10 protein-coding genes are annotated in these 11,164 nt (G+C 62.6%); 6 read left to right on the plus strand and 4 right to left on the minus strand.

The genetic code is table 11. From position 1 onward, the window contains the following. Nucleotides 1–94 precede the first annotated feature (94 nt). The 3 genes from ACTJJN_RS15460 (at nt 95) to ACTJJN_RS15470 (ending at nt 2,487) form a co-directional block, all read left to right on the plus strand. Nucleotides 95–634: a gluconokinase gene (locus ACTJJN_RS15460; protein WP_003253831.1), complete on the plus strand. Its 540-nt coding sequence runs from the start codon at nt 95–97 to the stop codon at nt 632–634. A 111-nt stretch (nt 635–745) separates the two neighbouring features. After that, the gene (locus ACTJJN_RS15465; RefSeq protein ID WP_003253832.1) at nt 746–2,098 is read left to right on the plus strand and encodes a GntP family permease; all 1,353 of its coding nucleotides are present in this window, start codon (nt 746–748) and stop codon (nt 2,096–2,098) included. Nucleotides 2,099–2,184: 86 nt separating this feature from the next. Next, entirely contained in the window at nt 2,185–2,487 is a 303-nt protein-coding gene (locus tag ACTJJN_RS15470; RefSeq protein WP_012052189.1) for a hypothetical protein, read from the plus strand. A 14-nt stretch (nt 2,488–2,501) separates the two neighbouring features. On the opposite strand, the gene ACTJJN_RS15475 is transcribed toward ACTJJN_RS15470, so the two are convergent. From ACTJJN_RS15475 to ACTJJN_RS15490, 4 genes are all read right to left on the minus strand, one after another. Beyond that, complete coding sequence (locus ACTJJN_RS15475) at nt 2,502–3,929, minus strand: sigma-54-dependent transcriptional regulator (protein ID WP_017148317.1); 1,428 nt, start codon at nt 3,927–3,929, stop codon at nt 2,502–2,504. Further along, nucleotides 3,898–5,391, minus strand: coding sequence for a sensor histidine kinase (locus ACTJJN_RS15480; RefSeq protein ID WP_440781385.1), 1,494 nt, complete (start codon nt 5,389–5,391; stop codon nt 3,898–3,900). Before ACTJJN_RS15480 ends, ACTJJN_RS15475 begins: the two co-directional genes overlap by 32 nt. 306 nt (nt 5,392–5,697) lie before the next feature. Further along, nucleotides 5,698–7,149 (minus strand): sensor histidine kinase, encoded by a 1,452-nt coding sequence (locus tag ACTJJN_RS15485; protein ID WP_440781386.1) that lies wholly within the window; start codon nt 7,147–7,149, stop codon nt 5,698–5,700. Nucleotides 7,150–7,323: 174 nt separating this feature from the next. Next, nucleotides 7,324–7,917 carry a lytic transglycosylase domain-containing protein gene (locus ACTJJN_RS15490; protein WP_440781387.1) on the minus strand — a complete coding sequence of 198 codons (594 nt, stop codon included), beginning with the start codon at nt 7,915–7,917 and terminating at the stop codon, nt 7,324–7,326. 185 nt (nt 7,918–8,102) lie between these two features. Here ACTJJN_RS15490 and gspG point away from each other — a divergent pair, with 185 nt between their 5' ends. From gspG to mexE, 3 genes are all read left to right on the plus strand, one after another. Further along, a complete protein-coding gene (gspG, locus tag ACTJJN_RS15495) occupies nt 8,103–8,528 on the plus strand; it encodes a type II secretion system major pseudopilin GspG (protein ID WP_012052184.1) in 426 nt (141 codons plus the stop codon). An 11-nt stretch (nt 8,529–8,539) separates the two neighbouring features. Then, nucleotides 8,540–9,730, plus strand: coding sequence for a type II secretion system F family protein (locus ACTJJN_RS15500; RefSeq protein WP_014756923.1), 1,191 nt, complete (start codon nt 8,540–8,542; stop codon nt 9,728–9,730). Nucleotides 9,731–9,921: 191 nt separating this feature from the next. Next, entirely contained in the window at nt 9,922–11,163 is a 1,242-nt protein-coding gene (gene mexE / locus ACTJJN_RS15505) for a multidrug efflux RND transporter periplasmic adaptor subunit MexE (RefSeq protein WP_440781388.1), read from the plus strand. Nucleotide 11,164: the final 1 nt, after the last annotated feature.

Consider the following 11,164-nt stretch of genomic DNA (forward strand, 5'->3'; position numbering starts at 1 on the left):
GCGTCCATACTGCGTAAGGACAAGACCAATAACACCGGGGAGATGGCTGTTCGTCCAAGGCGAGACAGCGCTACCTCACCCGCAGGAGGTACTGATGAATTCTCCCCTGTCCGCCATTGTGGTGATGGGCGTGGCCGGTTGTGGCAAAAGCTGCATCGGCGCCGCCATCGCTGCCAGAAGCGGCGGCCGCCTGATCGAAGGCGACGCTTTCCACCCTGCCGAAAACATCCGCAAGATGAGCGCTGGCATCCCGCTGGACGACAGCGACCGTGCCGGCTGGCTGGTCCGCCTTGGTGAAGAGTTGCAAGCCACCACCCAGGCCGGTGAACGCCCGATCCTGACCTGCTCGGCACTCAAGCGCCGCTACCGCGACACCCTGCGCGATGCCATGCCCGGGCTGGTGTTCGTGTTCCTCGAACTGTCGCCTGCCGAGGCCGAAAAACGCGTGCTGGCTCGCCCAGGGCACTTCATGCCGGCCAGCCTCATCGACAGCCAGTTCGCGGCCCTGGAATCGCCACGCGGCGAGCCACTGACGCTGGCACTGGACGCCACCCAACCGATCGAAGCACTGGCCGAAGCGGTGGACCACTGGCTAAAGCGCTGCGGTGAGCCGGGCCTGGCGCAAACCGCCTGACCTCGGCGGCTTTTCCGTCTCACCAAAGACAGCGCTACCCCACCCCGTAAACGCGGCAAAGACTCCAAAAAGCTACGCCCAAAACAACGATAAGACCGAGGCCTTCAAACCATGTTCGGACTGGCTACTGATACCTTCCTGCTGCTCGACGCGCTGGTTACCATCGTCGGGCTGATCCTGCTGATCACCCACTTCAAGGTTCACCCCTTCGTCGCCCTCACCCTCGCGGCCGGCTTCCTGGGCCTGACTTCCGGCATGCCGGTGGCCAAGGTCATGAAATCGTTCCAGGACGGTTTTGGCGGCGTGCTCGGCTTCGTCGGCATCGTGCTCGCCCTGGGCACCATGCTCGGCAAGCTGATGGCCGACTCCGGGGGTGCCGACCAGATCGCGCAAACCCTCATCCGCGCCTTCGGCAAGAAGAACGTGCATTGGGCGATGATGTTCGCCGCCTTCCTGGTGGGCATCCCGCTGTTCTTCGAAATCGGCTTTGTGCTGCTGATTCCACTGGTGTTCATCGTCGCCCGGCGCTCGGGCGTATCGTTGGTGAAAATCGGCATTCCGCTGCTGGCCGGCCTGTCGGTGGTACACGGGCTGGTGCCACCGCACCCGGGCCCCTTGCTGGCGATCGGCATTTTCCATGCTGACATTGGCAAGACCATCTTTTACGGTCTGATCGTCGCACTGCCCACCGCGATCATCGCCGGCCCTCTGTTCGGTAACTTCATTTCCCGCTACATCCCGGGCAACCCGTCCCAGGAACTGATGGACCAGATCGCCAAGGAGTCCGATCAGGGCAACCTGCCAAGCTTCAGCATCACCCTGATCACCGTACTGCTGCCGGTCGCGTTGATGCTGCTGAAAACGTTCGCCGACGTGGTGCTGCCGGCCGAGCACATCGTGCGCCAGTGGATGGACCTGATCGGTCACCCGATCACCGCCCTGCTCGCCGCCCTGCTACTGGCCTTCTATACCTTCGGTTCGGCCCGCGGCTTCAACCGCCAGCAGATCATGAAGATGCTCGACCAGAGCCTGGCACCGACTGCCGCCATCGTGCTGATCGTCGGCGCTGGCGGTGGCTTCAAGCAAATGCTGGTGGATACCGGCGTAGGCAACGTGATCGGGCAGATGGCTGTGCAAGCAGAAATTTCGCCGATCATGCTGGCATGGCTGGTGGCGGCGGTGATTCGCATCGCGACCGGCTCCGCCACGGTCGCCACCATCACCGGCGCGGGTATCGTGGCGCCGGTGATCGACCTGGTGCCGGGGGTGAACCGTGAGCTGTTGGTACTGGCCACCGGTGCCGGCTCGCTGATCCTGTCGCATGTGAACGACGCCGGCTTCTGGCTGGTGAAGCAGTACTTCAACATGACCGTGGCAGAAACCTTCAAGACCTGGAGCATGATGGAGACGATCCTGTCCATCGTCGGCATCATTTTCATCATGTTGCTGTCGCTGGTGGTGTGACCGTTGATCGGGGTAATGGCACCTTGACGTTCCGGGTAAGGCCGAAGAGAAGTATGAGCCTTACCCGTATAGCAAAGGAGCCTGCCATGCCCCGCTCAATCATCCTGTCGATTGCCCTGCTCGCCTCGCCGCTGGCCTTTGCTGTCGGCACCGGTCCGACCTACCCCGACGACCCGCACAATACGGCGCCACAGCCAGGCGTGGACAGCACCCTCAACCCGATCGAGAAGCCTTTGCCGCGGGACACCGACCCGCGCATACAGGGCAACGAACCGCAAAGCCCGCCGGCGCAGCAGAATGACAACCGCGATCTGCCGGGAATGGATGGCAGTGGATCGGAAGGTACCGGCCGGCAAGGAGAAGGCAGCTCGGGCACAGGTAACCCCTGACGACACGGCCTGTACTACCACTGACGCTTGTCAGGCCGGGTCAGCCCCAACTTCTCGATCCGGTAACGCAGCATATCCCGCGACAACCCAAGCATCCGCGCCGACTTGGTCACGTTCCAGTCGGTGCGGTCCAGGGTCTTGCAGACAAGGTCACGCTCCATGTCAGGCAGGCTTGTACCCGGCTCTGGCTCGTGCCGCGGCATTTCGAACATGGCCGCCATCGGCTGTTGCGCCAACGGCTCGTCAACCAAGGTCATGCACAGGTTCAACTGATGCGCCTGCACCACCTCGTTCGGCGCCAGCAACACGGTCTGCTCCAGCATGTTGCGCAATTCACGCACATTGCCAGGCCAGCTATAACCGAGCATCAGGCTTTCGGCCTCGGCGGAAAAGCGCAGGTTCGGCTTGCCGTAACGCCGGCTATGGTGGGCAAGGAAATGCCGCGCCAGTAGCAGAATGTCCTGCCCGCGTGAATACAGGCGCGGCACCTTCAGGGCGATAATGCGAAGCCGGAAGAACAGGTCACGCCTGAATTTGCCCTGCTGCACCATTTGCTCCAGGTTACAGTTGGTGGCGCTGATCACCCGCAGATCCACCTTGCGTTCCTTCACCGCACCAATCCGGCGGATGCTGCGGTCCTCCAGCAACTTGAGCAGCTTGGCCTGCAGCACCAGGTCCATTTCGCCGATCTCGTCAAGGAACAGGGTGCCGCCATCGGCAGCCTCCACCAGCCCCACCCGGCGCTCCTTGGCATCGGTGAACGCGCCCTTCTCGTGGCCAAACAGTTCAGCCTCAAGCAGGTTGGCAGGGATCGAAGCGCAATTGAACTCGATGAACGGCCCTTTACTGCGCGAACCATCAAAATGCAGGGCACGGGCCACCAGTTCCTTGCCCGTACCGGTCTCGCCTTCGATCAGCACCGGTGGCAGGTCGTCACTGGCCATGCGCCGCTCGGCATCGAGCACCTGGCGCAGGGTGTGCTTGAGGGTGAGCATCACCGGCGACTCGCCGATCAATGCCTGCAACCCGGACTTCTGCGCCTCACGCTCCTGGTAGAATGACAGTGTGCGCTCCATACGCTCGGTAGCCAGGGCCTTGTCCAGGGTCAGTTTGAGCTCGGCCAGTACTACCGGCTTGGTCAGGTAATGAAAGGCGCCCTCCTTCATCGCCTGCACGGCATCTTCGACATTGCCGTAGCCGGTCATCATGATCACTTTAAGGTCCGGCGCGCGGGCCACCAGCGTACGCAGCAGGTCGTGCCCGCTCATGCCTGGCAACGAGTTGTCGGTCAGCACCGCGTCAGGTTGCGCCCGCTTGATCTGCTCCAGCGCCAGCTCCGCGCTGTGGCACACGATGACTTCGTAGCCCTTGAGGCTGAGGTAGGTGCGAATGTTGTCGGCAAGGATTTCATCATCCTCGACGACCAGGATGCTGTGCTCCATGTTCCCCTCCCGCTGCAATATTGAATGTAAGGCTGACGCGGGTTCCTTCCTCTTCGCGGCTGCTCAGGCTGACCGAGCCGCCAAAACGTTCCATGATGCGTTTGACCAAGGCCAGGCCTACACCGAGGCCTCCCTGCTTGGTCGTGAAGAACGGTTTGAACACCATCCGTTCCTGCTGTTGGCTCATGCCTTTGCCGGTGTCGGTCAGCACGAACTCGGCACGCAGGCCTTCTTGCACATTGACCTGGGCATTGAGCATCCCGCCAGCGGGCATGGCCTCCAGGGCGTTGGAAAACAGGCTGTTGAGAATCTGCGTAAGCTGCAGCGGCTGGCTGACCACCCACTGCACGTCCGGCCCTTCGAAATGGAAGCGCACGCCGTTGCGTTCGATCTGCTGAGCGAAGGCCAGGTGGGTGTCCTCGATGGCCGCCACCAGGTCCACGGCCTCGGGGTCGTCACTGGCCGGACGTAGCGACACCAGCAGGTCGCGCACCCAGCGCGACATGCGGTCGACCTGGCTGATGATGTCAGTGATGTTCTTCTGCGCAGCAGGGTTGGCGGTTTCCTGGGCAAGTTCGGCGCTGGAGCGTATGTTGGCCAGCGGGTTACGCATGCTGTGAGCCACAGCCGACGACATTTCTCCCAGCGCCACGTAGGTTTCGCTTGCCACCAGCCGCTCCTGCTGCAGGTGCAGCATGTGCGCCGCACGGCGCACGATCCAGAACAGGCCGAAGTAGATCAACGCCCCACCCACCAGTGTCGAGGCCCAGATCAGCACATAGCCGCGCTGGATGCGCCGAATGAGGTCCTGCGGCTCCTTGTAGATTTCCACCATGGCCAATACCTGCTCACCCTGGCTGTCGAACAGCGGGATGTAGTTCTCGATGAACAGGTAACGCGGTGCGCGCTGGAACTTCTGCTCTTCGCGATCCTCGGCGGCCTTGTGATAACTGGCCGACACCGCCTTGCGCGAGCGGAAGGCGCGCTCAAGATCGCCATCAACTTCTATCTGCTTGCCAATCAGCTCTACGTTGGTGGACCAGACAATGGTGCGGTCGCGGGCATAGACGTTGGCCAGCAAAGTGTCCGGCAGGTGCTCGACATGATCGAGGAACTCGACGCGGGTCGATTCGGCCAAGGCCGGGGTGAACTGCAAGTGCTGCAGGTCCAGCCGCGGGTCCAGCAATTCGCCCATGGTGGTGCCAGGCGGCAATTGCGAATGACGCACTTCAGCCTGGGCCATTGCCTGAATGAACTGCGCGGTGAGCATGGCATCGCGCTGCACGCTGTCGCGCACCACGAAGCGCGTCGAAACGTAACCCAGCCCACCTGCCACCGCGGTAATGATCAACAGGCTGATCACCGAAAACCAGCGCAGCAGGTTGAATTCACGCAAGGGTACGGCCCGTCCGCTGGCGGTCGCATTGGCCTTGTCGGGCGCTTCGTCTTCCAGCATCTGCATCGCGTGGTTCCCGCGCAGGGCGTACGTTCAGAACTGCATCAAGGCCAATGGCAGCAGCCACTGGGTAGCAATCCACCTGGGCAGTCGCAGCTGCCATTTGTCGCGTGTCGCGCTTCACAAACTTCGCTGCAAAAACTTGGCCAGCAGGACCATACCAAATTAAAAACTTTATTTTTCAGTAGGTTGCAAAAACTTATTAAGAATAATTATAGGATGATTCCCCACATCTGGGTGATTATCACCCAAAAACTTAAATCCTTTTTATATCAATATCTTACTAAATCATATTGATGTCATTTGACATATTCAGGCCAGCCGGAAGCTTAACGAAACCCGCGTGCCATGGCCTTCGCTGCTGCTGAGCCGGACCGTACCACCGAAACGTTCCATGATGCGTTTCACCAACACCAGCCCCACCCCCAGCCCACCCTGTTTGGTGGTAAAGAACGGTCGAAAAGCCATACGCTGCTGCTCTTCGTTCATGCCCTTGCCATTGTCGGACAGGCGCAAAGTCAGGCTGCGCCGGTTGTGACGTACCACCTCGATACGCAACCGCCCGCCCTGCTCCATCGACTCCAAGGCATTGGCAATCAGGCTACTGAATACCTGGCGCAGCAATACCGGGTGCCCCAACACCTGCACGGCCGGTAAGGGTTGCAGGTCCAGGCTTACCCCGCTGCGCGCCAGCGGCACAGCGTAGGTCTGCAGGCTTTCCTGCAACGCCTGCGGCAAGTCCACTGCCAATACCTCGTCGTTCAGCGGGCGCAGTGACTGCAGCATCTGGCGTATCCACTGCGACATGCGATCGACCTGGCTGATGATATCGTTGACCTGGCGTTGCGCCGGGCCTTCGTCGAACGCCTGGGCCAGTTCGGCACTTGAGCGGATGCTGGCCAGCGGGTTGCGCAGGCTATGGGCCACCGCCGAAGACACCTCACCCAGTGCCACGTAGGTTTCGCTGCTGATCAGGCGTTTCTGCTGCACCGCCAGCAGCCGTGCGGCGCGGTGCATGATGCCGTAAAGGCCGACATAGACCAGTGCAGCGCCGACCGTGATAGCCAACCAGATCAGGATCAGGCCACGTTCGATGCGCACGATCAGGTCGTGGGGCTCCTTGTAAATCTCGACCATCGCTGTGACCCGATCGCCATCGGCATCGAACAGCGGAATGTAGTTCTCGATGAACAACTGCTTGGGCGGGGTGACGAACTTCTGCTCGGCACGCGCCTGTTCGAAATTGTGGTAGCTGGCCGAGACCCGCATCTTGTACTCGAAAGCCTGATCCAGGTCTTCGTCGCCTTCGATCAGCTTGCCGATCAGCGCCGGGTTGCTGGACCAGATCACTGTGCGGTCCAAGGCGTAAATATTGGCCAGCAGCATATCGGGCAGGTGAGCGATATGGTCAAGGAACTCGCCACGGGCCTTGCGCCGGGCTTGCGGGTCGACGTCGGGCAAGTTATCGCGGTCGGTGCGCGGATCGAGCAGTTCGCCCATGGTCCGCACATTGGGGATCGACACATGGCGCACTTCGGCATCGGCAATGGAGGTGATGAACTGTGCGGTGAGTAACGCATCACGCTCGACGCTCTCGTCGATGATGAAGCGGCTGGAAATCAGCCCCAGCCCGGCAGCCACCGAGAGAATGATGGCTAGACTGACCCAGGCATACCAGCGCAGCAGGTTGAATGGCTTGCGCGGGGCGGCCAGCTCGCTACCGGCAGGCACTTCAAGAGTGACGGAACGAGGGGCGACGTCCATAACGGACTCCTCAGCTGGGCACCTTCAGAAGGTTATAGCCCAGACTTGGGGAAACCATAATATTAAATTGATGGCATCCGCCGAAGGGTATTTATTCCCTCCTCACTTCACCTACCCGAAACAGCCTGAGGGTGGCGCGGCCCCTGCGGGAATGCGTGAGCTGCACGCCCGTTGTTACAACGACGAATCATCAGTCAACCCTTGCAACTTTCGATACTCCCGCAGCACCGTGGGCACATAGCGCCGTGTCTCGGCAAACGGCGGCACGGCACCACGCCGCAGCACAGCATCCGGGCCGGCGTTGTAGGCCGCCACGGCCAAGGTGATGTCGTTGTCGAACAGGGTGAGCATCTGCTTGAGGTAGCGTGCCCCGCCCTGCACATTGTCTTCCGGGTCCAGGCGGTCTTGCACCCCCATCTCGCGGGCGGTGTCTGGCATCAGTTGCATCAACCCCACTGCACCCGCCCGCGAACGGGCTTTGGGGTTGTAGCCGGACTCGGCCTTGATCACCGCGTGCAGCAGCGCCGGCGGCAGGTTGTGGAGGCGCGCAGCCGTGGCGACTACCTCGGCGTAAGGGCGACCGGTGATCATCTGCGCGTTGACCGGCCCGCCCTGGGCCAGCGGCTCGCTGATCACCTTCTCATAGTGTCGCCCTGGTCGATGGACATTGGTCAGTACGTAGCCACCCTTGGCATCGATTGAGATGTACACATCGGCCTGGGCAGCACCTGCCGCCAGCCAGATCAAACCGAGGATGAGTCCACGCATGCCGGTCGCCTCTTCGTCGTGGCCCCCGATGTGGGGGAAATGCCCCGGAAAACCCGAGGACATTCACCACGACGCAAGCACTGTGCCGCTTCCTGTGCCGCATGGCGCAAGGCCCCAAGGCAGACGTGCACGGCTGTTGCATGGTGCATGTCAACGCTTGTCCCCATGCAGTGGAGGGTTTCACCATGCAGCGCAGAACCAACCCGCAACGTGGCTTCACTCTGCTTGAACTCCTGGTGGTACTGGTAGTACTCGGCCTGCTGGCCGGCATCGTCGCCCCCAAGTACTTCAGTCAGCTAGGCCGCTCCGAGGCCAAGGTAGCGCGGGCGCAGATCGAGGGGCTGAGCAAGGCCCTGGACTTGTACCGTCTGGAGGTCGGCCACTACCCCAACAGCGAACAAGGCTTGCAGGCGCTGGTGGTCGCGCCCAGTGGCGAGGCTCGCTGGACCGGCCCGTACCTGCAGAAGGCCGTGCCGCAAGACCCGTGGGGCCGCCCTTATATCTACCGGCAACCTGGCGAGAACGGCGGTGAGTACGACCTGCTGTCGATGGGCAAGGACGGCCAGCCGGGTGGCGATGGCGAAAATGCCGAAGTTACCAGCTGGCAGTAAGGAGAGCAGCCATGCGCTACAGCCTCAAGGCCCTGGGTAGGCAGGGCGTGGTGCAGTTGCAGATCGACGCCGAGGACGCCGACCAGGCCCGCCGCCAGGCCGAAGACCAAGGCCTGCGTGTGCTCAGCCTGCGCAGCAGCGGCGGCGCTCTGCGCGGCATGGCCTGGCGCCGTGAAGCGGCGTTCGACCTGGTGCTGTTCAGCCAGGAACTGTCAACCTTGCTCAATGCCGGCCTGCCGCTGATCGACGCACTGGAGAGCCTGGCGGAGAAGAGCCCGGCAGCGACAGCGCGCAAGGTGCTCGCCGAGCTGGTGCGCCAGCTGTACGAAGGCCGCTCACTGTCCCAGGCGCTGGGCCAGCAACCGCGGGTATTCCCGCCGCTGTATGTGGCGCTGGTGCAGTCCAGCGAACGCACCGGTGCTCTGGGCGACGCCCTCACCCGCTACATCAGCTATCGCCAGCGCCTGGACCTGGTCCGGCAGAAACTGGTGGGTGCCTCGGTCTACCCGTTACTGCTGTTGCTGGTGGGGGGCGGTGTGGTGCTGTTCCTGCTGGGCTATGTGGTGCCGCGGTTCAGCCAGGTGTTCGAGGGCATGGGCACCGAACTACCCTGGCTATCCCGGGTGCTGATGCAGGTCGGCCTGTTTCTGCATGCCCAGCAAGCGCCACTGGCGCTGGGTACCCTCGGTGGGGTCGCGGCGCTTTGGCTGCTACGCCGGCACCCGCGTGTACGGTACTGGGCCTCCTGCCAACTGCGGCGCCTGCCCGCACTGCACCAGCGCCTGATGATGTACGAGCTGGCGCGTTTCTATCGCTCGCTGGGCATCCTGCTGCAAGGCGGGATTCCCATCCTCACCGCCATGGGCATGGCCCGCGGCCTGCTCGGCAACGCAGCAGCACAGGGCCTGGAGCAGGCCAGCCAGCGGGTGGGCGAAGGGCTGCCGCTCTCCGATGCACTCGCGGCCGGGCACCTGGTGACGCCGGTATCCCTGCGCCTGCTGCGCGCTGGCGAGCAGTCTGGCAACCTGGGCGAGATGCTGGAGCGCTGCGCCGACTTCCATGATCAGGAAATCGGCCGCTGGGTGGAATGGTTCGTCAAACTGTTCGAGCCGCTGTTGATGACCTTCATCGGCCTGCTGATCGGCCTGATCGTGATCCTCATGTACATGCCAATCTTCGAGCTGGCCTCAAGTATTCACTGAATGGCCAGGCCCAGGCTTTCGCGTAACGTAGTGCCCGCACAGGCGGTGCCCTGCGTGCAACCCTGGCAGCCATCGATAGTTGATCCCCACTTATCATTCAGCGTGATATTAACCTTCGTCCCGTTCGATTCGTGCCTCGCGCGCAACACACTCACACTCCGCCCACTACTAATACTTTGGCGGAGTTCTCCATGGAACAATCACTCAAACCTTTGCGCTTCCCCCTCGCTGCCCTGGCAGTGGTGGTGATCAGCGCTTGCGGTCGAACCCCCGACGCCGTGCAGGCTCCCGCCGCGCCGAAGGTAAGTGTGGCCAAGGTGATCGAACAACCGATCACCGAATGGGACGAGTTCACCGGCCGCCTCGAAGCCCCGGAAACCGTCGAAGTGCGCCCGCGGGTCTCCGGCCAGATCGACCAGGTCGCCTTCACCGAAGGCGCCCAGGTCAAGAAAGGCGACCTGCTGTTCCAGATCGACCCGCGCCCGTTCCAGGCTGAAGTCCGCCGTCTCGAAGCCCAACTGCAACAGGCCAAGGCCACCGCCATCCGCAGCGCCAACGAAGCCCGCCGTGGTGAACGCCTGCGTGACAGCAACGCCATCTCCGCCGAACTGGCCGAATCGCGCAGCAGTGCCGCCGCCGAAGCCCGTGCCGGCGTCGATGCGATCCAGGCCCAGCTCGACCTGGCACGCCTGAACCTCAGCTTCACCCGCGTCACCGCGCCCATCAGTGGCCGTGTCAGCCGCGCCGAGTTCACCGCCGGCAACATCGTCACCGCCGATGTCACCCCGCTGACCAGTGTGGTGTCCACCGACAAGGTCTACGCCTACTTCGACGCCGACGAGCGCGTGTACCTCAAGTACACCAAGCTGGCCCGTGAAGGCCAGCGTAGCCAGAGCACCCCGGTATACCTGGGCCTGACCAACGAAAGCGGCAACCCGCACCTGGGCCAGATGAACTTCGTCGACAACCAGGTCAACCCGCGCACCGGCACCATCCGCGGCCGCGCGGTATTCGACAACAGCAACGGCCAGTTCACCCCGGGCCTGTATGCGCGCCTGAAGCTGGTCGGCAGCGCCCAGTACGACGCCATGCTGATCAACGACGAAGCCGTGGGCACCGACCTTGGCAAGAAGTTTGTGCTGGTCATGGACAAGGACAACAAAGCCACCTACCGCGCCGTGGAACTGGGGCCAAAGCTGGAAGGCTTGCGCATCGTGCGCAGCGGCCTGGGCAAGGACGACCGCATCGTGGTCAAGGGCCTGCAGCGCGTGCGCCCTGGTTCGCCGGTAACCCCGGAAGAAACACAGATGGCCAGCGAGCAAACCCTCGCCGCCCTCGCCCAGCAGCGTCAGGCCCTGGAGGCCAGCAACCCGGCGCCGAAGGTGGCGGGCAACAACGTGAAAGTCGCCAGCGCCCAGGCGCCACGCGGTTAAG

The organism is Pseudomonas sp. 22515, from assembly GCF_052044625.1.
GTDB lineage: Bacteria > Pseudomonadota > Gammaproteobacteria > Pseudomonadales > Pseudomonadaceae > Aquipseudomonas > Aquipseudomonas alloputida.

Coding starts and splice junctions, on each gene's coding strand:
- ACTJJN_RS15460 (WP_003253831.1), top strand. CDS start 95: ATGAATTCTCCCCTGTCCGCCATTGTGGTGATGGGCGTGGCCGGTTGT.
- ACTJJN_RS15485 (WP_440781386.1), bottom strand. CDS start 7,149: ATGGACGTCGCCCCTCGTTCCGTCACTCTTGAAGTGCCTGCCGGTAGC.
- ACTJJN_RS15500 (WP_014756923.1), top strand. CDS start 8,540: ATGCGCTACAGCCTCAAGGCCCTGGGTAGGCAGGGCGTGGTGCAGTTG.
- gspG (WP_012052184.1), top strand. CDS start 8,103: ATGCAGCGCAGAACCAACCCGCAACGTGGCTTCACTCTGCTTGAACTC.
- ACTJJN_RS15480 (WP_440781385.1), bottom strand. CDS start 5,391: ATGCAGATGCTGGAAGACGAAGCGCCCGACAAGGCCAATGCGACCGCC.
- ACTJJN_RS15475 (WP_017148317.1), bottom strand. CDS start 3,929: ATGGAGCACAGCATCCTGGTCGTCGAGGATGATGAAATCCTTGCCGAC.
- mexE (WP_440781388.1), top strand. CDS start 9,922: ATGGAACAATCACTCAAACCTTTGCGCTTCCCCCTCGCTGCCCTGGCA.
- ACTJJN_RS15490 (WP_440781387.1), bottom strand. CDS start 7,917: ATGCGTGGACTCATCCTCGGTTTGATCTGGCTGGCGGCAGGTGCTGCC.
- ACTJJN_RS15470 (WP_012052189.1), top strand. CDS start 2,185: ATGCCCCGCTCAATCATCCTGTCGATTGCCCTGCTCGCCTCGCCGCTG.
- ACTJJN_RS15465 (WP_003253832.1), top strand. CDS start 746: ATGTTCGGACTGGCTACTGATACCTTCCTGCTGCTCGACGCGCTGGTT.